The sequence below is a fragment of the Streptomyces melanogenes genome (assembly GCF_014649795.1).
In the GTDB taxonomy this organism is placed as follows: domain Bacteria; phylum Actinomycetota; class Actinomycetes; order Streptomycetales; family Streptomycetaceae; genus Streptomyces; species Streptomyces noboritoensis.
Window position 1 is genome coordinate 45139 of sequence record NZ_BMTS01000015.1, and the last position, 24570, is coordinate 69708.

19 protein-coding genes are annotated in these 24570 nt (G+C 70.5%); 9 read left to right on the forward strand and 10 right to left on the reverse strand.

What is annotated here, in order from left to right; genetic code table 11:
* Positions 1-15 precede the first annotated feature (15 nt).
* On the forward strand, positions 16-1506 hold the full coding sequence (locus IE252_RS29160; protein WP_190092423.1) for a M28 family metallopeptidase: 1491 nt from the start codon (positions 16-18) through the stop codon (positions 1504-1506).
* Between the two features lie 68 nt (positions 1507-1574).
* On the opposite strand, the gene IE252_RS29165 is transcribed toward IE252_RS29160, so the two are convergent.
* Positions 1575-4892, reverse strand: coding sequence for a S8 family serine peptidase (locus IE252_RS29165; protein WP_190092424.1), 3318 nt, complete (start codon positions 4890-4892; stop codon positions 1575-1577).
* 157 nt (positions 4893-5049) lie between these two features.
* A complete protein-coding gene (locus IE252_RS29170) occupies positions 5050-5592 on the reverse strand; it encodes a CGNR zinc finger domain-containing protein (RefSeq protein ID WP_190092425.1) in 543 nt (180 codons plus the stop codon).
* Positions 5593-5738: 146 nt separating this feature from the next.
* On the opposite strand from IE252_RS29170, the gene IE252_RS29175 reads away from it, so the two are divergent.
* From IE252_RS29175 to IE252_RS29185, 3 genes are all read left to right on the forward strand, one after another.
* On the forward strand, positions 5739-6194 hold the full coding sequence (locus tag IE252_RS29175; RefSeq protein ID WP_190092426.1) for a VOC family protein: 456 nt from the start codon (positions 5739-5741) through the stop codon (positions 6192-6194).
* A gap of 123 nt (positions 6195-6317) precedes the next feature.
* Positions 6318-7196 (forward strand): pyridoxamine 5'-phosphate oxidase family protein, encoded by an 879-nt coding sequence (locus IE252_RS29180; protein WP_190092427.1) that lies wholly within the window; start codon positions 6318-6320, stop codon positions 7194-7196.
* Between the two features lie 119 nt (positions 7197-7315).
* Positions 7316-8536 (forward strand): serine hydrolase domain-containing protein, encoded by a 1221-nt coding sequence (locus IE252_RS29185; RefSeq protein ID WP_190092428.1) that lies wholly within the window; start codon positions 7316-7318, stop codon positions 8534-8536.
* Positions 8537-8555: 19 nt separating this feature from the next.
* Here the strand turns inward: IE252_RS29185 and IE252_RS29190 are convergent, their stop codons facing one another.
* Positions 8556-9635 (reverse strand): hypothetical protein, encoded by a 1080-nt coding sequence (locus tag IE252_RS29190; protein WP_190092429.1) that lies wholly within the window; start codon positions 9633-9635, stop codon positions 8556-8558.
* A gap of 136 nt (positions 9636-9771) precedes the next feature.
* Positions 9772-12351: an aminopeptidase N gene (gene pepN / locus IE252_RS29195; RefSeq protein WP_190092430.1), complete on the reverse strand. Its 2580-nt coding sequence runs from the start codon at positions 12349-12351 to the stop codon at positions 9772-9774.
* Positions 12352-12486: 135 nt separating this feature from the next.
* Between pepN and IE252_RS29200 the strand changes: the two genes are divergently transcribed.
* The gene (locus tag IE252_RS29200; protein WP_190092431.1) at positions 12487-13149 is read left to right on the forward strand and encodes a DsbA family oxidoreductase; all 663 of its coding nucleotides are present in this window, start codon (positions 12487-12489) and stop codon (positions 13147-13149) included.
* 64 nt (positions 13150-13213) lie between these two features.
* Here IE252_RS29200 and IE252_RS29205 read toward each other — a convergent pair whose 3' ends face one another.
* The 4 genes from IE252_RS29205 to IE252_RS29220 all read right to left on the reverse strand — a co-directional run bounded on the left by IE252_RS29205 (position 13214) and on the right by IE252_RS29220 (position 17791).
* Positions 13214-13750 (reverse strand): DUF4240 domain-containing protein, encoded by a 537-nt coding sequence (locus IE252_RS29205; RefSeq protein ID WP_190092432.1) that lies wholly within the window; start codon positions 13748-13750, stop codon positions 13214-13216.
* Positions 13751-13956: 206 nt separating this feature from the next.
* On the reverse strand, positions 13957-14598 hold the full coding sequence (locus IE252_RS29210) for a superoxide dismutase (RefSeq protein WP_190092433.1): 642 nt from the start codon (positions 14596-14598) through the stop codon (positions 13957-13959).
* A 161-nt stretch (positions 14599-14759) separates the two neighbouring features.
* Complete coding sequence (locus tag IE252_RS29215) at positions 14760-16163, reverse strand: amino acid permease (RefSeq protein ID WP_190092434.1); 1404 nt, start codon at positions 16161-16163, stop codon at positions 14760-14762.
* A 182-nt stretch (positions 16164-16345) separates the two neighbouring features.
* On the reverse strand, positions 16346-17791 hold the full coding sequence (locus IE252_RS29220; protein WP_190092435.1) for an amino acid permease: 1446 nt from the start codon (positions 17789-17791) through the stop codon (positions 16346-16348).
* A gap of 292 nt (positions 17792-18083) precedes the next feature.
* On the opposite strand from IE252_RS29220, the gene IE252_RS29225 reads away from it, so the two are divergent.
* Complete coding sequence (locus IE252_RS29225; protein WP_190092436.1) at positions 18084-18677, forward strand: biotin transporter BioY; 594 nt, start codon at positions 18084-18086, stop codon at positions 18675-18677.
* 65 nt (positions 18678-18742) lie between these two features.
* Here the strand turns inward: IE252_RS29225 and IE252_RS29230 are convergent, their stop codons facing one another.
* The gene (locus IE252_RS29230; RefSeq protein WP_190092437.1) at positions 18743-19525 is read right to left on the reverse strand and encodes a hypothetical protein; all 783 of its coding nucleotides are present in this window, start codon (positions 19523-19525) and stop codon (positions 18743-18745) included.
* A gap of 149 nt (positions 19526-19674) precedes the next feature.
* Between IE252_RS29230 and IE252_RS29235 the strand changes: the two genes are divergently transcribed.
* Positions 19675-21462, forward strand: coding sequence for a serine/threonine-protein kinase (locus IE252_RS29235; protein WP_190092438.1), 1788 nt, complete (start codon positions 19675-19677; stop codon positions 21460-21462).
* On the opposite strand, the gene IE252_RS29240 is transcribed toward IE252_RS29235, so the two are convergent.
* Positions 21426-22934 carry an amino acid permease gene (locus IE252_RS29240; RefSeq protein ID WP_190092439.1) on the reverse strand — a complete coding sequence of 503 codons (1509 nt, stop codon included), beginning with the start codon at positions 22932-22934 and terminating at the stop codon, positions 21426-21428. The two genes, IE252_RS29235 and IE252_RS29240, sit on opposite strands and share 37 nt — an antisense overlap.
* A 193-nt stretch (positions 22935-23127) precedes the next feature.
* Between IE252_RS29240 and IE252_RS29245 the strand changes: the two genes are divergently transcribed.
* On the forward strand, positions 23128-23613 hold the full coding sequence (locus tag IE252_RS29245) for a ribose-5-phosphate isomerase (RefSeq protein ID WP_190092440.1): 486 nt from the start codon (positions 23128-23130) through the stop codon (positions 23611-23613).
* Between the two features lie 9 nt (positions 23614-23622).
* Positions 23623-24438 carry an Fpg/Nei family DNA glycosylase gene (locus IE252_RS29250; RefSeq protein WP_190092441.1) on the forward strand — a complete coding sequence of 272 codons (816 nt, stop codon included), beginning with the start codon at positions 23623-23625 and terminating at the stop codon, positions 24436-24438.
* The last annotated feature ends 132 nt before the right edge of the window (positions 24439-24570 follow it).

Sequence of the window (24570 nt, forward strand, 5' to 3'; positions counted from 1 at the left end):
TTCCGGAGGACTCTCGTGCGCGCATCCCGCCGTAGCCGGGCCATAGCGGTCCTGGCGGCAGCCCCCGTACTCCTGGCCGCCGCAAGCCCCGCCGTGGCCCACTCGCACAGCCACAAGGACCCGCGGAAGCAGGCCGAGCGGCTCGCCAGGAAGCTCGTGTCGCAGGCGTCGGGGGAGAGCGCCTACCGCCACCTGGAGCAGTTCCAGAAGATCGCCGACGCCAACGGCGGCAACCGCGCCGCGGGCACCCCGGGCTACGACGCCTCGGCCGCGTACGTCTACGGCCAGCTCAAGAGCGCCGGGTACGACGTCTCGTACCAGGACTTCGACATCTACGAGTCGAAGACCCTGCGCGAGAAGCTCACCGTCGTCTCGCCCCAGCCGCGCGAGCTGAAGACCACGGCCTTCCAGTTCAGCAAGGCGAGCCCGGCCGGCGGTCTCACCGCCCAGGTCAAGGCGGCCCGCGTCGACGCCACCCCGGGCTGCGAGCTCGACGACTACGCGTCGGACACCTTCACCGGCAAGATCGCCCTGGTCAAGCGCGGCAGCTGCACCTTCCTGCAGAAGGAGGCCGTCGCGGCCAAGGCGGGCGCCGCCGGGATCATCCTCTACAACCACTCCGGCGACGCCCCCGTCCGCGGCACCGTCAGCGACCCCGCCAACGCGCACATCCCGGCCACCGGCATCTCGCTCGCCGACGGCGAGGCGCTGGCCGCGCAGGTCGCCAAGGGCGACGTCACCGTCACCCTGGACGTGGTCACCGAGGCGGTCGCCCACAAGACCCGCAACGTGATCGCCGAGACCAGGGGCGGCGACCCGGCGAACGTCGTCGCGCTCGGCAGCCACCTCGACTCGGTCCCGGCCGGGCCCGGCATCAACGACAACGGCTCCGGCTCGGCCGGGCTGCTCGAAGTCGCCCTCAAGCTCGCCAAGGAGACCAAGCAGACCAAGAAGCACCCCAAGCCCACCGCCAACAAGGTGCGGTTCGCCTGGTGGTCGGGCGAGGAGCTGGGCCTGCTCGGCTCCGAGCACTACGTCAAGTCCCTCGACGGCAAGCAGAAGCAGCGGATCAAGCTGTACCTCAACTTCGACATGATCGCCTCGCCCAACCCGGCGGAGCTCGTCTACGACGGCGACAACTCCGACAACACGGGTGCGGGCGCGGGTCCGGCCGGCTCCGCCCAGATCGAGCGGCTGATCAACGGCTACCTGGACAAGAAGCGCGTCCCGCACTGGGGCACCGACTTCGACGGCCGCTCCGACTACGGCCCGTTCATCGAGCAGGGCATCCCGGCGGGCGGCACCTTCACCGGCGCCGAGGGCCTCAAGACCGAGGAGCAGGCGGCGAAGGCGGGCGGCACGGCCAAGCAGCCCTACGACGCCAACTACCACGCGGCCGGCGACACCCTGAAGAACATCGACCGCAAGTACTTCGACCTCAACATCGACGTCATCGCGCACGCGGTCGGCACGTACGCCCAGGACCTGAGCTCGCTCAAGGGCTGACACCCGTACGCAACGGAAAGGGCCCGGCGTTCGTCGCGAACGCCGGGCCCTTCTGCCTGCTCAGACCGTTACGGCGTGACCTTCTCGATCACGACGCTGCCGGTGCCCGCGGCGGTGCCGCGTCCGTTGACCAGCTTGACCTCGCCGAAGAACTGGCGTCCCTCGGGGGCCGCGCCGCTCACCAGGACCTGCGCGCCGACGGTCGCCGAGGCGCCGTTGGCGAGCTTGACCGGCTTGGAGTCGTCGACCTTGACGGTGCCGAGCGACGGCGCGTAGTACACGTCGCGGTAGTTGTACGTCGTCGAACCGGACGGGACCGCGTAGCCCGCGACCTGGATGGTGTAGGTGCCGGCGGCCGGCTTCACCAGGCTGACGGCCTCCTCGGAGTCGCCGTCCGCGGACGAGCCGACCTGCACGCCGTCCTTGAGGACCACGAGGTCCAGGTCGGCCGCGGTGTCCGAGACGCCGCCGATGGCGACGTCGAGGCGCTCCACGCCCTCGCCGACGGTCAGCGTGGTCGTCTGCGTCTCACCGGCCTTGATGGTCGGCTTGGCGACCTTCGCGGAGCCCAGCGAGCCGCCCTGAAGCTTGCCGTCGATGGCGGCGAAGCCGTTGGTGACCTTCCACTCGACCGGCGTCGAGGTGCCGATCTTGGCCTCCGGGACCGTCTTCACGGCCGGGTCGAAGGCGGCGCCGAGCAGCGCGACATCCAGCTTGTACGGGTTGTCCAGGTACGGCGACGTACGGCGCGACTCGACCTCGATCTCCCACACGCCGGGCTGCGGGTCCGCGTAGGACCGCAGGTCGGGGCGGCACTTGTTGGCCGGGTTGTCGTAGTTCGGGTAGCAGTTGGGCGTCCCCGTGTCGTCGACCGGCACACCGTAGGGGTGGATCGCGATGAACCGGGTCTGGCTGCCCGAGCGCAGCGCGCCCATGGAGACCTCGAGCGCCTTGGCGCCTGCCGGGACCGTCACGAAGTACGACTTGGTGCTGTTGCGCTGCACCGAGGACGAGTCCGTGAAGGTGTACGACGGCTTGGCCAGCGGCTTGGCGACGATCACGGTGGCGAGGATCTGCTGGTCCACGCCCTTCGTCCGCTTGTCGTTGACCTCCAGGATGGCGCTGTGGATGCCCGCCGACTTCGGCTGCGCCTGCACCTTGACGGTGACCGGCGTGTTCAGGGACAGCGCGATCTCGTCGTCGCCCAGGACCTTGAAGGTGCCGTCGTTGTTCTTGAACGACAGCTTGTGCTTCACGGCCTTGTCCGGGCCCGTGGTGCGGGTGACGGTGACGTCGTACGTCTTCTTCTCGCCCGCCTTGAGGCCGCCCTCGCGGTCGTAGATGCCGGTACCGAAGCCCGGCGTCTTCAGCGCGAAGTCGATCGCGGTCTTCACCGGCGCCTTGACGCTGTACTCGTGGGCGGTGGCGCCGTCCTGGATCGCGTCCCAGGCGTCGACGATGTCGATCAGGCCCGCGCCCTCGGCGTACGCCTGGACACCCTTGATGTGCTTGGCCGTCGACGTCAGCGCGGTGCGCAGGTCGGCCGGGGCCAGGTCGAGGTGCTTCTGCTTGGCGGCCGAGAGCAGCAGGGCCGCGGCGCCCGTCGCCTGCGGCGAGGCCATCGAGGTGCCCTGGAGCATCGAGTAGCCGGCCGGCAGCGAGTAGCCCGACTCCTTGACCGGGGAGCCCGCCAGCCACGTCTGCGTGGTGTTGATCGCGGCACCCGGCGCCGACAGGGTCGGCGTGAAGCCGCCGTCCTCACGCGGACCGCGCGAGGAGAACGGCATCATGTCGTACTTCTTCGACACGTTGGAGCCGTAGTTGGACGCCCAGGTCTCCTGCGAGATGGAGGCGCCGACCGAGATGACGTGGTCGGCCAGGCCCGGGTCGCCGATGGTGTTGACGCCGGGGCCCTCGTTGCCGGCCGAGATGACCAGCTGGACGCCGTAGTTGTCGATCAGGCGCTTGTAGAGCTCGGAGCGCGCGTTGTTGCCGTCGTTGAGCGCCGGCAGCCCGCCGATCGACATGTTGACGATGTCGACGTGGCGGTTGGTGACCAGGTCGATCATGCCCTCGGTCAGCGCGATGTTGGTGCAGCCGCCGGACCAGTTGCAGGCCCGCGAGGAGACGATCTTGGCGCCGGGGGCGGCGCCGCTCATCTTGCCGCCGAACAGGCCGTTCGCGGCGGTGATGCCCGCGACGTGGGTGCCGTGCTCGGACTCGATGATGCCGATGTTGACGTAGTCGGAGGTGTGCCCGGCCGCGTCGTACTTCACGTTCTTGCGGATCTCGACGGTGAACGGCATCCGCTCGACGACGTCGGTCGCCGGGTTGTCCGTACCGAAGTAGCCGACCTGGTAGCCGTCCTTGTACGGCTTCATGGCCTCGTCGTCGGTGAAGTCACCGTTGTTGTTGAGGTCCACCCGGACGGTCCCGGCGACCGGGTCGTAGAGCACGCCCCAGGTGTCGGTGGTGTCGCCGTCGCGGTTCACGTCGCCCTTGGCGTCGCCGCCCGCGGTGATCTTCTCCGAGAACAGGCTCACGTCGTACGAACCCGCCGGGGCCTTCCAGGTGCGGCCCTGGTAGGTGAACTCCGGGCCGGAGACCGCGGTGTTCATCCGGCGCCAGGTGCCGTCGGCGTCGGCCACCGGGTCGGTCGCGGTGACCCAGTCGACGATCTTGCGCTCGCCGGTGGTGGTCTTCTGCAGCGCCGGGTGGCCCAGGTCCACGCCGGAGTCCAGGACGCCGATGGTGATGCCGCGGCCGTCCGCCTTGGGGTGCTGCTTGACGAAGTCGACCGCGCCCGTCTCGAAGGACGGGTTGTACGGGTTCTTCGCGGGGGTGTCCTTGCCCGGCGCCGCGTACGAGCCCGAGAGCGACTTGCGCGGGGCGCCGGCGCCCTTGGCGCTGTCGGCCGACGGGGTCGGGTCGTCCAGCTGGATCTCCTGCTTGAGGTCGATCCCGTGGACGGAGGGCAGCTTCGCGGCGGCCTTCAGGGCCGACTCCGCGGTGGCGGTCGGCAGGGTGGCCCGCACATAGCCGAGCTTGTCGTCGGTCTTGCCGACGGTGGCGCCCGGCACCGAGTCGAGCTGGTGCGAGACGGCGCCGGTGGCACCGGGGGCCGTCGCCACCATGACGGTGACGGTCTTCTCGCCCTTGGCCTCGGCCTCGGCGAGCCGCTGCTCGTCGGCCGCGCCGAGCTTGTCCGCCGGGGATTTGGCGGGGGTGGACTTCACCGGGGCGGGCGTCGGGTCGGCCGTCTGGGCGGCGAAGACGGGGGCGGCACCGGCGGCGGCGAGCGCGGCTACCAGACCGGCCGCGGCCGCTATTCGGGCCGTGCGTCTAGCGCCGGGTACGGCGCGCGGCGAATCGGAGGTCATCAGCATCCCTAATGGTCAGAAAGGGTCCGGAATACGGGGCCGGATGACCGCTGAGCATTTCGTATATGACTGTTGTTTGTGGAGAGTTGACCGGGTCCGGAAACGGACATGGCGTGATCCCGCCATGCGCCATCGGGAGCGAGGCGGGGTGAACCGGGGCGAATCAGCCCTCGCGTGTGCGGGCGTAGTGACGGGACGCCTTCGCACGGTTGCCGCACCCCGCCATCGAGCACCAGCGGCGCGTCCCGTTCCGTGAGACGTCGAAGAAGTGCAGGATGCACGCGTCATGGGCGCAGGCGCGGATCCGGTCCGGCGCGGTGCGCAGCAGATCGAGGTAGTCGCGGGCGGCCGTCCAGGCGGGCCCCCACGCCGGATCGGTGAACTCGGCCCGCTCGCCCGGCCCTTCGGCGGACAAAGTGGCGCGGATGCGGCCGTGTTCGAGGATCGCGTCGACCTCCGCGGTCGCCGCCGGGTCGCCGGGGGACTCCACCGCCCGCAGCAGCGCCTCCCGGGCCCGTAGCAGCGGCCCGAGCGCCGCCTCGTCGGCGGGGAAGCGCGCGTCGAGCCCGGTGGCGGCGAGCCAGACGGCCAGCCCGTCGGCGGAGGCGAGCAGGTCCTGCCGCTCCCCTTCGTGCATCCAGCGCGTGTTCAGCAGGTCGAGGGAGACGGGCTCTCCGGTGAGCGGACGCGGATCGGGCGCGGACATCCCGGTCTCCTCTCGTGGGCGGCGGATCTCGGTGGCGGTGCTAACCACTAAAGGTTACGTGACCGGTTGCATCTCCTGCATCTAACCTCTAACATCAAATTAAGAGGTTAGACGAAATGACCTCCTCGCTCGGGAAGGGGACCGCCATGACGGCGACGACCAGCACGCTCCGCACCGGCCACATCGGCCTCAATGTGACCGACCTCGACCGCTCGCTCGGCTTCTACCGGGACCTCCTCGGCTTCGAGGTCCTGTCCGAGGGCAAGGAGGAGGGCCGCCGCTTCGCCCTCCTCGGCCGCGCCGGACAGCTCTCGCTCACCCTCTGGCAGCAGGCCGACGCCGCCTTCGCCCCGGACCGCGCCGGGCTGCACCACCTCGCCTTCGCCGTCGACTCGATCGAGGAGGTGAAGGCGTACGAGAGCGAACTGCGGGCGTACGGGGTGGAGTTCGCGTACGAGGGGATCGTGGCGCACCGCGAGGGCGCGGCCACTGGAGGGATCTTCTTCCACGATCCGGACGGGATCCGGCTGGAGATCTCGGCTCCCCTGGGCGCGGACCGGGCCCCCGCCCCGTCGGCGGCCCCCACCTGCGGCTTCTTCTAGGCCCGGCCTTCGTGTGCGGCTGGGTGGGGGCTGGTCGCGCAGTTCCCCGCGCCCCTGAAAATGCCGCTCCGCGGCAATCCCCCGGGGCGGCCCGCAGACGAACTCGAAACGGAGGACAGCCCGATGACCGTGCCCACCCCCTACCACCCCGGCTCCCGGGCCGTGCAGGACCGTGTCGGTGTCCGGGAGGCCGCCGACCATGTCGGGCGTGCCATCGGGCCCGGTATCCGGCCGGTCGCCGCCGCCTTTCTCGAACTCCAGCCGATGCTGGTGCTCGGGGCGGCGGACGAGCGCGGCCGGATGTGGGCCTCGCTGCTCACCGGCCGCCCCGGCTTCGTCCGGGCCACCGGGACCCACCAGATCTCGGTCACGCGCGGCCCCGCCGCGAGCGACCCCCTCGCCGGGGTGCTCGCGGCCGGGAACAGCCCCGTCGGCACGATCGCGCTGGACCCGCGCACCCGGCGCCGGATGCGGCTCAACGGCACGGCCCGCCCGACCCCGCGCGGCCTCGCCGTCGAGGCCGAGCAGGTCTTCTCGAACTGCCCCAAGTACCTCCAGCACCGCGAGATCGAGGCGTACGAGGAGGGGGCGGGCGAGGTGCGGCGCGGCGAGCGGCTCACCCCCGACCAGGAGGAGTTCGTCCGCGCCGCCGACACCTTCTTCATCGCGACCACCGCCCCGGACGGGGTCGACGCCAGCCACCGGGGCGGCAACCCCGGCTTCGTGCGCGTCACTTCGCCCACCCGGCTGGAGTGGCGCGACTACCCCGGCAACTCCATGTTCCTCACCCTCGGCAACCTGGAGGCCGACCCGCGCGCCGGGCTGCTCTTCGTGGACTGGACGCGCGGCACCACGCTCCAGCTCTCGGGCACGGCCCGCACCGTGTTCGCGGCGGGGGAGCGCACGGTCCGGTTCACCGTCGAACACGCGGTGGAATCGGAGGGGGCGAGCCCGCTGCGCTGGTCCGCGCCCGCCTACTCACCGGCCAACCCTTCCGAGTGAATTCGGGATCGGCTGAAATCCGCTCAACCCCGCCCCCGCCGGGCAACGCGTCCGGCGGGGGCGGAGTCCTGTCCGCCGACGGCGCCGTCGTGGGCGCCGCGGGCGACAGGGAGAGCCGCATGTCGGTACGTACGGGCAGGAGAGTCAGGACCACCGTCTTCGGGGTGGTGGTGGCCGCCGGGATCACCGCGACGGTGTGCGCGGCGGGCCCGGCCTCCGCGCGGGAGGCGGCACCCGCTTCCCATCAAGTCACCCAGCAGGCGATGGACGCGGCCGTGCGCGACGGCGTGCCGGGCGTGATCGGCGTCGCCCAGCAGGACGGGCGCACCTGGACCGGGGACTCCGGCGTCGCCGATCTGCGCACCGGGCGCGAGCGGCAGGCCGAGGACCGCTACCGGGTCGGGTCCATCACCAAGACGTTCGTGGCCACCGTCATCCTCCAGCTCGAAGCCGAGGGCAGGCTGAGCCTGGACGACACCGTCGAGCACTGGCTGCCGGGCGTGGTGCGGGGCAACGGCCACGACGGCAAGAAGATCACGTTGCGCCGGCTCCTCAACCACACCAGCGGCATCTACAACTACACCCAGGACCCGGCCTTCGGGCAGCGGATCTTCGGCACGGAATTCCTCCAGCACCGCTATGACACCTACACGCCGCGGCAGTTGGTGGACATCGCGATGACCCACGCGCCGAACTTCGAGCCGGGCGCCTCCTGGCGCTACTCCAACACCAACTTCGTCCTGGCCGGAATGGTGGTCGAGAAGGCCACCGGCCACTCCTACGCCAGCGAGATCGAGCGCCGCATCCTGCGCCCGCTGCACCTGCGCTCCACCACGGTCCCGGGCACCGACTCCCGGATGCCGCGGCCCAGCGGCCGGGCGTATTCCAAGCTGTCCACGGAGTCGACCGGAAGGACGTACGACGTCACCGCGCTCAACCCGTCGATGGCGAGCTCGGCGGGCGAGATGGTGTCGAACTCGGCCGATCTGAACCGGTTCTACCGCGCCCTGCTGACCGGTGAGCTGCTGCCGCCGCGCCAGCTCAAGGAGATGAAGACCGCCGTCCCGATGAGCGCCGACACCCCCGACGCCGGCTACGGGCTCGGTCTGCAGATGAACAAGCTGCCCTGCGGCACCGAGATCTGGGGCCACGGCGGCGGGATCCACGGCTCGTCGTCCATGGCGGTCACCACCGGGGACGGGCGCCATTCGCTGGCGTTCAACTTCAACGGCGACTGGTCGGGCGACGCCGACGCGGTCGTGCTGGCCGAGTTCTGCGGCACCACCCCGGCGGTCAAGCCGGTCAAGCCGGTCGCCGGGCCGGTCGCGTTCGTCAAGTGACCCCGTGGTGCTCCCCCGTTCACCGGGGGAGCACCACCACATACGCGGCGGGCTCCCGGTCCGCCGAGGCCATCAGGGCGGTGCGGACGACGGTCGCCTGCTGCTCCATCGACTCGCGCAGCTTCCTGGGCGTGACGTGCACGACGGTGATCCCGAGCCGCTCCAGCGTGTCCCGCTTGCGGGTGTACTCGCACCACAGCTCGTCCTCCTCCTCCCCGCGCGGCTTGCCCTGGCGCGGCGCCCGGGTGTCGAGCTCCAGCGCCACCGCCTGGTCGGGCCAGTAGGCGTCCAGGCCCCCGATGTGCGGCCCGCCCGGCAGCCGCAGGTCCACGTTCCACAGCGGGTCGGGCAGGTCGTGGACGCGCACCAGCTCGTAGAGCCGGTTCTCGGCGATGGCCCGGCCCTCGGCGAGCAGCGCGTCCACCGCGTCCACCACGTGCGCCCGCGTCAGCAGCCGTGCCTGCGTCAACTCCCGTACGAGCGCTGCTGGTTCGCAGTGTCCGCCGCGTACGGCCTCGGTGAGCAGCCGACGTACCGCGTGCGCGTCGGTGAGCTGGGCCACCGCGTCCGCGAGCGCCCTCGGCACCGGCGCCACCGGCACCCCCGCCACCGGCTCCGGCACCGGCATCACATGCGCCCGCACCAGGCGTACGCAGCCGGTCGAGCGCAGCCGCCGGGTGCGCGGCACCAGCACGTCGATCCGGTCGAGCGAGAGCAGCGGGGGAGCGGAGGAGAAGCGGTGCAGGGCGAGCGCGGCGAGCCCGGTGACGACCGCGTCGCACGGCGCCGCGTGCGCCTGGCCCTGGGCCGGGATCGCCTTGGCGCGCTCGGGGGCCGGGCGCCCCGCGTACAGCAGGGCCGCGTGCAGCCGCTCCTCGCTGGTGGGCGGTCCCGGGTGCAACACATAGACGCCGGGCAGGAGTTGCTGCCAGGGGCCGCCGGGGCGGCACTGGGCGGCGGCGCTGGCGGCCGGGACGCCGTGGGCGCGCAGCTGCGCGGCCGAGTAGACGCGCCGGTGCACGTCGGTGAGGTGGCTGAGGGGGCGCGGGGAGAGCGGGGAAGGGGTCTCGCCGCCGAAGGTCGGGGTGTTGTGGTTCATGCCGGGGGGTGTTCCGCGCCCGGAGCGGCCCTTAACCGCTGTTACAAGCCCGTCGACAATTCCGGACAAGCCCGTCCTAAAGTACGGGCGTTCGAGTGCCGATCAGGGGGCCCGTCGCCGGGCCCCCCGCCGGGCGTCAGCGGGCGGCGGCCGCCGCGTCGCACTCCTGGCCGCGCAGGGTGCGGGCCAGGTCGTCACGGGCCTCAAGGACCAGCCGGCGCAGCGCCGGGGCCGCGTCCGGGTGGGCGGTCAGCCATTCGTCCGTGGCATCGAGCGTCGAGCGGTTGTCCCGCAGGCTCGGGAAGAGCCCCCGTACGACGTCCATGCCGATCTGGATCGACCGGTCGGCCCAGACGCGCTCGATCACCTCGAAGTACTTCGGTGCGTACGGAGCGATCAGCTCGCGCTGGGAGGGCTGGCCGAAGCCGGAGATGGTGGCCTCCACCAGCGCGTTCGAGAGCGAGTCCGACTCGACGACCTGCGCCCAGGCCTGCGCCTTGACCGCCGCCGACGGCCGGGCCGCAAGGCAGCGCACCTGGTGGCGCTTGCCGGAGGCGGTGTCGTCGCGGGCGAGCTCGGCGTCGATCGCCGACTCGTCGGCGCGGCCGTGCGCGGCCAGCGGCTCCAGGAGCACCCAGCGCAGCTCCTGGTCGACGTCCAGGCCGTCGATCTTCGCGGTGCCTTCGAGCAGCCCCTCCAGGAGCTGGAAGTCGGCGTCGGTCGTCGCCGTGGAGGCGAAGAAACGCGCCCAGGCCAGCTGGTGCTCACTGCCCGGCGCCGCGATCCGCAGCTCGCGCATCGCACCCTCGGCCAGCAGCCGCCCGCCCTGCTCGCGCCACTCGGGCGCCGCGTAGTGCGTCTGCGCCGAGCGGGTCCAGGCGTGCAGCATCTGGAGCACGCCGATGTCCGTCTCGCGCCCGGAGTGGGCCAGCACCAGCTCGACGAAGTCCCGCGCGGGCATGAGAGCGTCCCGCGTCAGGTTCCACAGCGCCGACCAGCACAGGGCGCGCGCCAGCGGGTCCGTGATGTCGCCGAGGTTGGTCCGCAGCGTGGCGAGCGAGCCCTCGTCGAAGCGGATCTTGCAGTACGTGAGGTCGTCGTCGTTGACCAGGATCAGCTCGGGCCGCTCGGCCCCGGCCAGCTCCGCCACCACCGTGCGCGGGCCGTCCACGTCGACCTCGGCGCGTGCGTACCGCACCAGCGCACCCGCCTCGGAGCGGTAGAGGCCGACCGCGACCCGGTGCGGGCGCAGCGTCGGATACGCCTCGACGGCCTCCTGGACCACGGCGAGCTCGGTGATCCGGTCACCCGCGTCGTAAGTGACCACCGGGGTCAGCGAGTTGAGGCCCGCCGTCTGGAGCCAGGAGCGCGACCAGGACGCCATGTCGCGGCCGGAGACCTCCTCCAGGACCGACAGGAGGTCGCCCAGGCGGGTGTTCCCGTACGCGTGGCGCTTGAAGTAGCGCCGGGCGCCCTCCAGGAACGCGTCCCGCCCCACGTACGCCACCAGCTGCTTGAGGACCGAGGCGCCCTTGGCGTAGGTGATGCCGTCGAAGTTGAGCTTGGCGTCCTCCAGGTCACGGATGTCGGCCGTGATCGGGTGCGTGGACGGCAGCTGGTCCGCGCGGTACGCCCAGGACTTGCGGCCGTTGGCGAAGGTGATCCAGCCGTTGGTGAACCGGGTCGCCTCGACCTGCGAGAAGCTGCCCATGAAGTCGGCGAAGGACTCCTTCAGCCACAGGTCGTCCCACCACTGCATGGTGACCAGGTCGCCGAACCACATGTGCGCCATCTCGTGCAGGATGACGTTGGCGCGCCGCTCGTAGGCCGCCTGCGTCACCTTGCCCCGGAAGATGAACTCCTCGCGGAAGGTCACCAGGCCCGGGTTCTCCATCGCGCCCAGGTTGTACTCCGGCACGAAGGCCTGGTCGTACTTGCCGAACGGGTACGGGTAGTCGAACTGGTCGTGGAAGAAGTCGAAGCCCTGCTTGGTGACGAGGAACACGTCGTCCGCGTCGAAGTGCCGGGCCAGGCCCTTGCGGCACATCGCGCCGAGCGGGATCTCCAGGGTGGTGCCGTCGTCGAACGTGCGGCGGTAGGTGTCCGTCACGTAGTGGTACGGCCCGGCCACCACGCACGTGATGTACGTGGAGATCGGCTTGGTCTCGGCGAACCGCCAGACCCCGTCCTCGCCCCGGGCGCCCTCGCCGTTGGACCAGACCGTCCAGCCCTCGGGGGCCGTCGCCTCGAAACGGAAGGAGCCCTTCAGGTCGGGCTGCTCGAAGTTCGCGAACACCCGCCGGGAGTCGGCCGGCTCGTACTGCGTGTAGAGGTAGACCTCGCCGTCCTCCGGGTCGACGAAGCGGTGCAGACCCTCGCCGGTCCGGCTGTACGCGCAGTTCGCGTCCACCACCAGCACGTTCTCCGCGGCCAGGTCCGCCAGCGCCACCCGGGTGCCGTCGAAGACCGCGGCCACCTCCAGCGGCTTGCCGTTCAGGGTCACCGCGTTCACCGACGGCGCCACCAGGTCCGCGAAGGACTCCGCGCCCGGCCGCGCGCAGCGGAACCGGATCGTGGTGACCGACCGGAACGTACGCGGCCCGTCCGGGGCGTCCCCGATCGCGGACCGCAGATCGAGGGCGACCTCGTACCCGTCGACGGACAGCAGATCTGCCCGCTCACGGGCCTCGTCGCGGGACAGATTCTCTCCGGGCACGGGCACTCCTTCGTGTCTCGTTCGAACAGCACCGATCCTGCCATGCCCGCCGGGCCCCGGACACGCGGGAATGCGGCGGGTGGCCGGAGGCGTTCCCTTCCTCGATCAACCGAGCGTGCCCCGATGAGGAGAGACATGTCCGAGACCGTGCCCCAGACCGGGAAGACCCCTGTCGACTTCTGGTTCGACCCGCTCTGTCCCTGGGCCTGGATGACGTCCCGCTGGATGCTGGAGGTCGAGAAGGTCCGTGACGTGGAGGTCCGCTGGCACGTGATGAGCCTGGGCGTCCTCAACGAGGACAAGCTCGACGAGCTGCCCGACTCCTACCGCGAGTTCCTGACGACCCGGGCCTGGGGCCCGGTCCAGGTCGTCATGGCCGCGCAGCAGAAGCACGGCGAGGAGGTGCTCGGCAAGCTGTACACCGCGCTGGGCACCCGCTTCCACAACCAGGACCTCGGCTCCGGCCGCGAGGTCATCGTCGCCGCCCTGGAGGAGGCGGGCCTGCCCGCCGAGCTCGCCGACTACGCGGAGGTCGACAACAGCGCCTACGAGTTCGACGCGGAGCTGCGCGCCTCCCACAAGGAGGGCATAGACAAGGTCGGCCAGGACGTCGGCACCCCGGTCATCGCCGTGCCCGGCGCGGACGGCGAGCAGATCGCCTTCTTCGGCCCGGTCGTCACCCCGGCCCCCAAGGGCGAGGCCGCCGCGCGCCTGTGGGACGGCACGCTCCTGGTCGCCTCGACCCCGGGCTTCTACGAGATCAAGCGGACGCGCACCCAGGGCCCGATCTTCGACTGATCCGGCCCCCGGTGTCACGGCCCCCGCGCGTCACGCACGCGCGGGGCCGTGCCGCACCGCCGGTCTACTCCCCGTACAGCGCCGCCAGCCGCGGCAGGCGCTTCGCTATCTCCCCCGTGTCGTCGAAGTCGAAGTCCCAGCCCGGGTCCAGCTCCGGGTAGCGGATCGTGAAGCTGTCGCCGGGCAGCTCCTTGCCGGTCGCGGCCAGATGCGCGTCCCAGGCGATGCCGAGCGCCTCCTCGCACTCCATCTCCCAGCCCTCCACCGCCGCGTCCCGCACCGCCGTCAGGCCCGCCAGCGCGTCCGGGTCCGCCACCGCGCGGTCGAACACCTCGCGCCCCTGCGCGATCAGCCAGCCCCGGAAGTAGTCGAACCCGTCGTCCGAGCACCCGCCGTTGATCGTGTACGCCGCGGCCCAGAGCGGCTGGCGGTAGGAGGCGGCCATCAGGTCCCAGAAGACCTGCTGGAATGCCACTATCTCGGCGACCGGCCGGGCCGACAGCAGGTCCGCGGCCCGCGCCGCGACCGCCTCGGCGTCCGCCGCGTGTGCCACCTGCGCGCGGGCGTCGTCGATGAGCGTCCAGAACTCCTGTGTGTCCATGGCTCCGAGCATGGCACCCGCCACTGACAACGGGGCCGGGGTGAAGGGGTGAAGCACCGGCGCACTGCACCGGCGCACGGATGCGCGCACGCGAACGGCCCCCGCGAGTCACGTCCTCGCGGGGGCCGTCCGTGTTTCCGTCCGCAAGTGAAGGTTGAGAAGACGATCACGAGCAGGACGATCTGGGGGCAGAGCCGGGTACGGCCCTACGGGACGAGCAGCAGGTTGTTCCCGGCGGCCTTGGCGGCGGCGTAACGCTTCGCCACGTCCTGCCAGTTGACGACGCGCCACATCGCCTCGATGAAGTCCACCTTCTGGTTCTTGTACTGGAGGTAGAAGGCGTGCTCCCAGGCGTCGAAGACCAGGATCGGGGTGGAGCCCTGGCCGACGTTGCCCTGGTGGTCGTAGATCTGCTCGACGACGAGACGGCCGCTGACCGGTTCGTACGCGAGGACGCCCCAGCCCGAACCCTGCGTCGTCGCGGACGCTTTGGTCAGCTGGGCCTTGAACTTGGCGAAGGAGCCGAAGGATTCGGCGATGGCGTCCGCGAGCTCGCCGACGCCGTCCTTGTCGAGCGGCTCGCCGCCGCCGTCGCCGGTCATGTTGTGCCAGTAGATCGAGTGCAGGATGTGGCCGGAGAGGTGGAACGCGAGGTTCTTCTCCAGGCCGTTGATCGAGCCCCAGGCGTCCTTGTCGCGGGCCTCCGCGAGCTGCTCCAGGGTGTCGTTCGCGCCCTTCACGTACGCCGCGTGGTGCTTGTCGTGGTGCAGCTCGATGATCTCCGGGCTGATGACGGGTTCGAGCGCGGCGTAGTCGTACGGAAGTTCAGGAAGCGTGTAAATGGCCATGTCCGAAGCCCCTCCGACTGCTTGTTGCAATTGATGTGCAAGTGCACGCTACCAGCAGGTATGCGCTGTCGCAGCTAAGGGTGACCTCAGCAAAAAGCCCTGCGTCCCGAGGTCTAGGACCTCCGGACGCAGGGCTTCGCGCGGACTAGGGGCAGGGCGGCTCAGGCCTCCTGGCGGGCTCCCATGCGCTGGCGGGCGTAGCCGATGACGGCCAGGACCACCGTCAGTACGCCCGTCGCCATCAGCTGGTCGCGGGTGTCGGACTGACGGGCCATCAGGACGAAGATCCCGGCCATCGCCGCCAGCGCCACCCAGGTCAGCCCCGGGTACAGCCACATCCGCACCACCAGCTTCTCCGGCGTCTCGCGCTCGGTGCGCCGGCGCAGCAGCAGCTGGGAGACGGCGATGAAGATCCAGACGACCAGGATCACCGCGCCGATCATGTTCAGCAGCCAGGGGAAGACGTCGTCCGGCCGCCAGTAGCTCAGCAGCACGCACCCGAAGCCGAAGACCGAGGAGCACAGCACCCCGACGCGCGGCACGCCGCCGGAGATCCGGCCGAGCGCCTTGGGGCCCTGGCCCCGGTCGACCAGCGAGTACGCCATGCGGGACGCGCCGTAGATGTTGGCGTTCATCGCGGAGAGCAGGGCGACCAGGACGACCACGTTCATGATCTGCCCGGCGCCGTCGATGCCGAGGTGGTCGAGCGCCGCCACGTACGGGCCCTTCTCCACCACGGTCTTGTCGTTCCAGGGCACCAGCGTGACGATGACCGCCATCGAGCCGATGTAGAAGACGGCGATGCGCCACATGGCCGTGCGCACCGCGCGGGCGACGCCCTGGACCGGCTTCTCGGACTCGGCGGCCGCGATGGTGACCGTCTCCAGACCGCCGTACGCGAAGACGGAGGCGAGCAGTCCGAGCACCAGGCCCTCGGAGCCGTTGGGCAGGAATCCGCCCTCGCCGGTGAGGTTCGAGGTGCCGGGGGCCGGGGTGTCCGGCAGGACGCCGAGGATGGCGAGCAGGCCGAGGACGAGGAAGAGGGTGATCGCGGCGACCTTGAGCGCGGCGAACCAGAACTCGAACTCGCCGAAGTTCTTCACGGCCGCCAGGTTGGTGGCGGTGAAGACGAGCATGAACAGCGCGACCCAGGCCCACTCGGGCGTACCGGGCAGCCAACCGGTGACGATCTTGGCGGCGCCGATGCCCTCCAGGCCGACCGCCACGCAGAGCAGCACCCAGAACGCCCAGCCGGCGGTGAAACCGGCCCAGGGGCCGATGGCCCGCTCGGCGTGCACGGAGAAGGAGCCCGATGCGGGGTTGGCCGCCGACATCTCGCCCAGCATGCGCATCACGAGCATGACGAGCGCGCCGGAGATGCCGTACGCGAGGATGATCGAGGGCCCGGCGGCGGCGATTCCGGCACCGGAGCCGACGAAGAGCCCGGCGCCGATGACGCCGCCGAGGGCGATCATCGAGAGATGGCGCTGCTTGAGGCCGTGGGTGAGGGGGGAGTCGACCTTCGGCTGCGCGTCGGTCGTCGCGGGCGCGTTTGTCCGGGACATGGGCAGGCCCTGTTCAGTAGCTGAGACGGGGAGCGGGAGCCACAGTCTGGGTGCGGCACCGCTCAGAGGGAACACCAGACCGCTATCCGGACACTCGACTCACACAGCGTGAAGCTCTGCGCACATCTTGTCCACGGAATGCACACTTCCGTCCTCGTGGGTCCCGCCAAACCCGCCCGTAACTACCGACCTGACGATCGGTCGGCTGTTCCGGCCGCCTCAACGGTCCCCGCCCTCGTACGCCACTCCCGTACGAACGCGACCACGAGCACCGCGGCCGTCGCACCCGCCGACCACAGCACCTGGGGGCGGGCGTCGTCGTCGAGGAGCATCAGGACGAGCACCGCCGCCATCGCCGCGAGCGCCGCCCACGTCAGATACGGGAACGCCCACATCCGCAGGGTGAGGCGCTCCGGGGCCTCGCGCTCGATCCGGCGGCGCAGCCGCAGCTGCGAGACGGCGATCAGGCCCCACACGAACAGGAGCACCGCGCCGACCGCGTTGAGCATGTAGAGGAAGACCGAGTCGGGCCACTTCAGATTGAGCAGCACCGAGACGAACCCGAAGGCCACCGACGCCAGCACCGCGCGCCGGGGCACCCCGCCCGCCACCTTCAGCAGCCCCTTCGGCGCCTCGCCGCGCTCGGCCAGCGAGAAGACCATCCGCGAGGAGCCGTAGAGGTTGGCGTTGAGCGCGGAGAGCAGGGCCACGAAGACCACCACGTTCATGATCTGCCCGGCGCCGGAGACGCCGATGGAGTCGAGCACGGCGACGTACGGGCTGTGGCCGGGCTGCATCGAGGTCCACGGCAGCAGGGTCACGATGACGAGCATCGAGCCGACATAGAAGAAGAGGATGCGCCAGACCGCGCTGCGCACCGCGCGGCCGACCGCGCGCACCGGGTCGTCCGACTCGGCGGCCGCGATGGTGACGACCTCGAGGCCGCCGAACGCGAAGATCACCGCGAGGACGCCGGAGACCACGCCGTCCCAGCCGTTGGGCAGGAAGCCGCCCTGCCCGGTGAGGTTGGTGAACCCGACCGGGTCGGTGTCGGGCAGCACGCCGAACACGGCCAGCAGCCCCAGCGCCAGGAACAGCACGATCGCGCCGACCTTGAGCGTGGCGAACCAGAACTCGAACTCGCCGAAGTTCTTCACCGCCGCCAGGTTGGCGCCGGTGAAGACGACCATGAAGACCAGGACCCAGGCCCACTGCGGCATCCCCGGCACCCAGCCGTGCGCGATCTGGGCCGCGCCCGTCGCCTCCACGGCGAGGACGACCACCAGCAGGAACCAGTACAGCCAGCCGACGCTGAACCCGGCCCACCGGCCGAGCGCCCGCTCGGCGTGGACCGAGAACGACCCCGAGGCGGGCATCGCCGACGACATCTCGCCGAGCATCCGCATCACCAGCATCGCGATCGCGCCCGCGATGAGATACGAGACGACGATCCCCGGCCCCGCCACGGCGATCCCGGCGCTCGACCCCACGAAGAGACCGGCGCCGATCACCCCGCCCAGGCCCAGCATGGTCAGATGGCGCTGCTTCAGCCCGTGGGACAGCGGCTCGGCGTCCACCGAGGCGGTGTCGGCGGCGGTGGCCCCGGCCGTGGTCTTGCCGTCGTGCATGGCGCTCGTCACTCTCGGATCAGCAACTGATCGTTTATAGGGAACCTACAGTCTCCCCGAGCCCCGCCCCGATCCGCAAAACCACCCGTACTCCTCATCGGCGCAGTGACGAGGGTCACGTCAACGGACGGAAGCAGTCCGGCCTTTGTGCGATCTCCACCAAGGCCCCAACCGCCGCTTTGTGGGCCGCTGATGGTGATCGAGTGAGAATCCCTCGGCTAACGTCACCGTTGTCCCCAGCACGTATGTCCTCAGCACGTATCTGCCCGTCCCCGACCTCGCGGAGCCCCCGATGGCCACGACCACTGTCACCGCCCCTGCCGCACCCCGTACCGGAAAGGTCCTCGCCGATCTGCTGCCCGGCGCCCGCACCCGCGATGTCGCCCTGGTGCTCGGCGGCGCGGCGCTCACCGGCGTGGCCGCCCAGATCGCCGTGCCCGTCCCGGGCTCCCCGGTCCCGGTCACCGGCCAGACCTTCGCGGCCCTGCTGGTCGGCACCTCGCTCGGCGCCCGCCGCGGCTTCCTCTCGCTCGGGCTGTACGCGCTGATCGGCATGTCCGGGATGCCGTGGTTCGCGGGCGGCACCTCGGGCGCGGGCGGCGCGTCCTTCGGCTATGTGCTCGGCATGCTGCTCGCCTCCACTGTCGTGGGCGCCCTCGCCCGCCGCGGCGGCGACCGCTCGGTGGCGCGCACGGCGGGCACGATGGTCCTCGGCTCGGCGATCATCTACGCGGTCGGCGTCCCGTACCTGGCGGCCTCGACCGGCATGTCCCTGAACCAGGCGGTCGCGGCGGGCCTGACCCCGTTCCTGCTGGGCGACGCGCTGAAGGCGGCGCTGGCGATGGGGGCGCTGCCGACGGCGTGGAAGTTCGCGGGCGGCAAGTAGGCACCGTCATAAGGGGGCCCGGACGCGCTGAGCGCGTCCGGGCCCTTTTCGCATTCACATGCTCATCAGTGCGTACGCCTGCGGTGATGGCGGGTGTTGGCCCACCAGATGCCGGTGGTGCCGACGAAGAGGAGCAGGCCGGCGGCCGCGAGGAGCGGCAGTACGCCGTCGTTGACGCCGGTCTTGGGGAGCTGGGACGGCGGGGTCGGGGCGGGGGTGCCGGGTGTGGACGGGGCCGGGGTCGGGCTGGCGGAGCCGCCGGGCGGGGCGGCGGGCACGTTGTCGGTGCCGAGCAGGAGCGGGGTGTCGGGGGCGTTGGGGGTGGGCTTGGTGGTCCCGAAGGGGACGGGCCCTTGCTGCCACAGCAGCTTCTCGCTGGTGCCTTCGGTGACAGGCAGACAGATCTTCCCGGTCTTGTTCAGGTCGTACGTGGCGGAGACGCTGTACGACTTGTCGGCACCGGCGCCCAAGTTGTCGATGACACAGGCGAATCCGGTGTTGGTGCCCTTCGGTAGTTTGTTCTCGGGAACGGTTACGCACCCGTCCACACCGGTGATCCGCATACCGTCGAGACCGAGGACGGTAAGGGTGATCTGGCCGGTGTCCTTGGTGCCCTTGTTGATGATTTTCGCGGTGAGAGTGGTTTTCCCGGAGGAATTGGCGACCTTGATTTCCTTCGGCAGCTCGGTGGAGATCTTGAGCTCGGCCGGGGCGCTGGGCCCAGGCGATCCGCCCTGATCACTACCGGGTGTGGGATCGGCGGCAAAGGCCGACGCTCCCAGAGGCAGAACGAGCAGCCCGGCGAAAAGACCGGCGGCCACGGATCCCCAGTGTTTCTTCGAACGCATTTCCCCATCCCCCTCAGCCGAGTTGGGCGGCTGGCGTACTGAGAGCAGTGCTGAGAAGGGTCCCACAAGATTTCGCGGAATTATGCTGTGATGGTGGCAAGTTCGTGTTTCTGTCCTGGTCGCACCAGGTGCTGAGGGGGCGGGCGGTAATGCCGGGAATTCGGGGGCTGTTGGTCGCGGGGCGATACCGACTCGACGTCACGATCGGCCAGGGTGGAATGGGGCGGGTGTGGCGGGCGTTCGATGAAATCCTGGACCGCCAGGTCGCCGTGAAAGAGATGCGGATGAACGACCTGGACGCCGAGGACAGCCGCATCCGCCGCGAACGCACCCTGCGCGAGGCGCGGGCGACGGCCCGTATCGACCATCCCAATGTGGTGCGCGTCTACGACGTGGTGGAGGAGTCCGACCGCCTCTGGATCGTGATGGAGCTGGTGGACTCGCGCTCCTTGGAGCAACTTCTGGTGGAGGACGGCCCGGTGACCCCGCGCGAGGCGGCGAGGATCGGACTGGGCTTGGTGGAGGCGCTGAAGGAGGTACACGCGGTAGGAGTCCTCCACAGGGACATAAAACCAGGCAACGTGCTCCTGAGCCGCACAGGAAGGGTGGTCCTGACGGACTTCGGCATCGCGGCGATCCAGGACGCGACGGCGCTGACGGTGGTGGGGATGCTGGTCGGTTCGCCGGACTACATGGCGCCGGAACGGGTGGGCGGCAGGCCCCAGGGCCCGGCGTCGGACCTGTGGTCGCTTGGCGCGACGCTGTGCGCGGCGGTGGGCGGCCAGTCCCCGTTCGCCCGCGAGACGACGCTGGCGACACTGCACGCGGTCCTGTACGAGGAGCCCGAACTCCCGGACTCGGCGGGCCCCTTGGCGCCGGTGCTGGCGTCGCTCCTGGTGAAGACCCCGGACGACCGCCCGACCCTGGCCGCCCTGACGACGCTCCTGATGCCGATAGCGGCCCCGCCAACAATCCTGGCCCGCACTCCGACGTTGGCGGTCCCGGCCCACACGCCAGTACGGGAGACACCGCCCCCCGAGCCGGGCCCGAGCCAGCGCCCAGCCTGGGAGGCAGGGGCTGGAGCGTCCACGCTGCCCCCACCCCCCACCGGAGGGCCCGGGGCACCGACGCTCCCCCCACCCACCTCCCAGGGGCAGAGCCCCGAAGGGGGGCCGGGCGCGGCCACGCTCCCCCCACCTCCCACCGGGGGCGCAGGGGGCGGAGCCCCCGCTGGGGGTCTGGGGGCGCAGCCCCCAGAAACACCCCTCCCTCCCCTCCCACCTCAGCCCACCCCCACCCCCGGAGGCCACGCGGCGGAGCCGCAAATGTCACAGCGGGAAGGGGCGGGGTGGGGGAACCGCCGCCGCCTAGCCCTCACCGCCGCCGCAGCAGTAACCACAGCCACAGCCATAGCGGTCGTCCTGGCCACAACCCACGGCACAGGCGACAACAACAAGGCATCCGGCAGCGCAAGCAGCCCCACCGTCGCCGGCACCTCCCGTCCCCCCAGCTCCCCACCCCCCGGCACCAGGGGCGAGACCGGCTTCGCCTGGGCACCCCCCAAGGGCTGGACGCGGACCGCCAAGAGCCCGTCCAACATCCACTACCACGCCCCCGGCGGAAAACAGGAGATCGCCGCCTCGTACGCACTCGTACGCGGCGGCGATCTCCTGACCCAGTGGCAGACGGCCGAACAGGGCTCCCACGACGTCCCGGGCTACCGGAACATCCGACTGGAGCGGACCACCTTCAACGGCCGCCCGGCCGTCGTCTGGGACTGCTACTTCACTCAGGACGGCGACCCCTGGAAGGCCCGCCAGATGGGCTTCGACGAGGGCGGCAAGTCGTACCAGGTCAACATCTGGTACCTCGCCGCCACCGAGGACGACGCCCTGCGCACCTACTCCGCGGTGACCTCGTCGTTCACACCGCTCTGAGCGGTAGCGGTGGCGAGCTCGACGACCGTGCCGCGCTGCATGAAGTCGCGCACCACGGCGATCGCCACGACGATCGCCGCGACCAGCAGGGACAGCAGCACCTGCTTGCGCCCGGCGTCATCGGTGAGCATGTAGACGAGCACGAAGGAGATCATCGCGATCGTCGCCCACGTCAGATACGGGAAGAGCCACATCTTCACCGTCAGCTTCTCCGGCGTCTCGCGCAGGATGATCCCGCGCATCCGCAGCTGCGTGAAGCAGATGACCAGCCACACGAACAGCGCGACCGCGCCGGACGAGTTCAGCAGGAAGTCGAAGACGGTGTCGGGCCACTTGTAGTTGAAGAAGACGGCCACGAATCCGAAGAGGACCGAGCCGATGATGGCCGCCTGCGGCACGCCCCGCGCGTTGGTACGGGCGAAGGCGCGCGGCGCGTCACCGCGCTGGCCGAGCGAGAACGCCATGCGGGAGGCGGTGTACAGGCCGGAGTTGAGGCAGGACAGCACCGCCGTCAGCACGATCACGTTCATGATCTGGCCCGCGTGCGGGATGCCGATCGAGTTGAGCGCCGCGACGTACGAGCCGTCCTTGACGATCGCCGGGTCGTTCCACTTGAGGAGCGACAGGACGACGAGGATCGAGCCCAGGTAGAAGACGCCGATGCGCCAGATCACGCTGTTGGTGGCCTTGGTGACGGCGCGCTGCGGGTCCTCGGACTCGCCGGCGGCCAGGGTGACGATCTCGCTGCCCATGAAGGAGAAGACGACCATCAGGACACCGGTGAGGATGGCCCCGGCCCCCTTCGGCATGAATCCACCGGCGTCGGTGAGATGCGCGAACCCGTCACCGGGGTTGTCGGACCCGGGAAGAATCCCGAAGACGGCCAGCAGACCGATGGCAACAAAGGCCCCAATAGCGACAACCTTGATCCCGGCGAACCAGAACTCGAACTCTCCGTACGAGGAGACCGACACCAGGTTGGTGGCCGTCAGCACGATCATCACGATCAGCGCCCAGCCCCACTGCGGGACCGCCCCGACCCAGCCGTGCAGGATCTTCGCTCCGGCGGTCGCCTCGACGGCGAGCACCACGACCCAGAAGAACCAGTACAGCCAGCCGATGGAGAACCCGGCCCAGCGGCCGAGCGCCTGGTCGGCGTAGGCCGAGAAGGAGCCGGAGGTCGGCCGGGCGGCGGCCATCTCGCCGAGCATCCGCATCACGAAGACGACCATGAGGCCGACGAGCGCGTACGAGAGCAGGATGGCGGGACCGGCCGCGGCGATGCCGGAGCTGGAGCCGACGAAGAGCCCCGCTCCGATGACGCCGCCGATGGCGATCATCGAGAGGTGACGGTTCTTGAGACCGGCCTGGAGGCCGTTGGAGCCGTGCGGGGCGCCGACGACGGGGGAGTCGGGCGTTCCGGGATCGCCCGGTCGGCCTTCTTCCTTCGCAAGGGAGGGTTGCGAGGTCATGGACGAATCCTTAGGTCTAAGGGTCGCTCGGGTTACGAACCAACGCATTGAAGCCCGGTACTCCCAGGTACGGAAGGCCTGACTCCGAATCGTGATGAGGGGAACAAGGTCATCAGTTCTCCGGGACCAAGGTCCTTACCGGGCCTCACCCCGATGAACCCTGCCCGCCGGATCGCATGCCACACTCGTGGGCATGCGCGTGTACCTCGGTTCAGACCATGCCGGATACGAACTCAAGAACCACTTGGTCGAGTGGCTCAAGGCCCACGGCCACGAGCCCGTCGACTGCGGTCCCCACATCTACGACGCCCAGGACGACTACCCGCCGTTCTGCCTGCGTGCCGCCGAGAAGACGGCCGCGGACCCGGACTCGCTGGGCATCGTGATCGGCGGCTCCGGCAACGGCGAGCAGATCGCCGCGAACAAGGTGAAGGGCGTCCGTGCGGCCCTGGCCTGGAGCGAGCAGACGGCGGCGCTGGGCCGCGAGCACAACGACGCGAACGTGATCTCCGTCGGCGGCCGGATGCACACCCAGGAAGAGGCGACCAAGTTCGTCGAGATCTTCCTGAACACCCCGTACTCGGGTGAGGAGCGCCACACCCGCCGTATCGAGATGCTGTCGCGGTACGAGACGACGGGCGAGCTCCCCGAGATCCCCGCGCACCACCCGCAGGCCTGACCCCGCGCGATGCCCGAGGGTCACACGATCCACCGGCTGGCCGCCGACCACGAGCAGTGGTTCGGCGGCCGCCGCGTACGCGCGTCCAGCCCGCAGGGGAAGTTCTCGGACGGGGCGGCGCTGGTGGACGGGCAGGTGCTGGAGTGCGCGGAGGCGCACGGGAAGCACCTGTTCCTGGGCTTCGGTGAGGCGGTCGGCTGGATCCACATCCACCTGGGGCTGTTCGGTAAGTACGCGCTGGGTACGGGGGCGGTGCCGCCGCCGACGGAGACGGTACGTCTGCGGTTGACCGGTCCGGGTGGGTACGCGGACCTTCGCGGGCCCACGACCTGCGCGCTGATCACGGACGCGGAGAAGGCGTCCATACATGCCCGTCTGGGGCCGGATCCGCTGCGGTCCGCCGACACCGGCGAGAAAGCCTGGGCCCGGATTTCGCGGAGCCGCACGACGATCGCGGCACTCCTCCTCGACCAGAAGGTCATCGCGGGGGTCGGGAACGTGTACCGGGCGGAGGTCCTGTTCCGCCACGGGGTGGACCCGTACCGGGAGGGTCGCTCGTTGTCGCGTGCGGAGTGGGACGCGATGTGGGCGGACTTGGTGCTGCTGATGCGGGAGGGTGTGCGCCTGAACCGGATCGATACGGTGCGTCCGGAGCACATGCCGGAGGCGATGGGGCGTGCGCCGCGGGTGGACGACCACGGCGGAGAGGTGTACGTGTACCGCCGCGCGACGCTGCCGTGCCACATCTGCGGTACGGAGATCCGCACGGCGGACCTGTCGGCCCGCAACTTGTTCTGGTGCCCCAGCTGCCAGCCGCGCGCGTAACGGAAGAGACCCCCACCCCGCCCCTTCCCGAAAGCCCTGGGCGGGCGGCCGGGTGGTGGGTCAGGGTGGGCTGCTGGGGGCTGCGCCCCCAGACCCCCTGAGTTCGTCTGCGGACCGTGGCGGGCTGGTCGC

Coding starts and splice junctions, on each gene's coding strand:
- IE252_RS29165 (WP_190092424.1), bottom strand. CDS start 4,892: ATGCTGATGACCTCCGATTCGCCGCGCGCCGTACCCGGCGCTAGACGC.
- IE252_RS29170 (WP_190092425.1), bottom strand. CDS start 5,592: ATGTCCGCGCCCGATCCGCGTCCGCTCACCGGAGAGCCCGTCTCCCTC.
- IE252_RS29175 (WP_190092426.1), top strand. CDS start 5,739: ATGACGGCGACGACCAGCACGCTCCGCACCGGCCACATCGGCCTCAAT.
- IE252_RS29180 (WP_190092427.1), top strand. CDS start 6,318: ATGACCGTGCCCACCCCCTACCACCCCGGCTCCCGGGCCGTGCAGGAC.
- IE252_RS29185 (WP_190092428.1), top strand. CDS start 7,316: ATGTCGGTACGTACGGGCAGGAGAGTCAGGACCACCGTCTTCGGGGTG.
- IE252_RS29190 (WP_190092429.1), bottom strand. CDS start 9,635: ATGAACCACAACACCCCGACCTTCGGCGGCGAGACCCCTTCCCCGCTC.
- IE252_RS29200 (WP_190092431.1), top strand. CDS start 12,487: ATGTCCGAGACCGTGCCCCAGACCGGGAAGACCCCTGTCGACTTCTGG.
- IE252_RS29205 (WP_190092432.1), bottom strand. CDS start 13,750: ATGGACACACAGGAGTTCTGGACGCTCATCGACGACGCCCGCGCGCAG.
- IE252_RS29210 (WP_190092433.1), bottom strand. CDS start 14,598: ATGGCCATTTACACGCTTCCTGAACTTCCGTACGACTACGCCGCGCTC.
- IE252_RS29215 (WP_190092434.1), bottom strand. CDS start 16,163: ATGTCCCGGACAAACGCGCCCGCGACGACCGACGCGCAGCCGAAGGTC.
- IE252_RS29220 (WP_190092435.1), bottom strand. CDS start 17,791: ATGCACGACGGCAAGACCACGGCCGGGGCCACCGCCGCCGACACCGCC.
- IE252_RS29225 (WP_190092436.1), top strand. CDS start 18,084: ATGGCCACGACCACTGTCACCGCCCCTGCCGCACCCCGTACCGGAAAG.
- IE252_RS29230 (WP_190092437.1), bottom strand. CDS start 19,525: ATGCGTTCGAAGAAACACTGGGGATCCGTGGCCGCCGGTCTTTTCGCC.
- IE252_RS29235 (WP_190092438.1), top strand. CDS start 19,675: ATGCCGGGAATTCGGGGGCTGTTGGTCGCGGGGCGATACCGACTCGAC.
- IE252_RS29240 (WP_190092439.1), bottom strand. CDS start 22,934: ATGACCTCGCAACCCTCCCTTGCGAAGGAAGAAGGCCGACCGGGCGAT.
- IE252_RS29245 (WP_190092440.1), top strand. CDS start 23,128: ATGCGCGTGTACCTCGGTTCAGACCATGCCGGATACGAACTCAAGAAC.
- IE252_RS29250 (WP_190092441.1), top strand. CDS start 23,623: ATGCCCGAGGGTCACACGATCCACCGGCTGGCCGCCGACCACGAGCAG.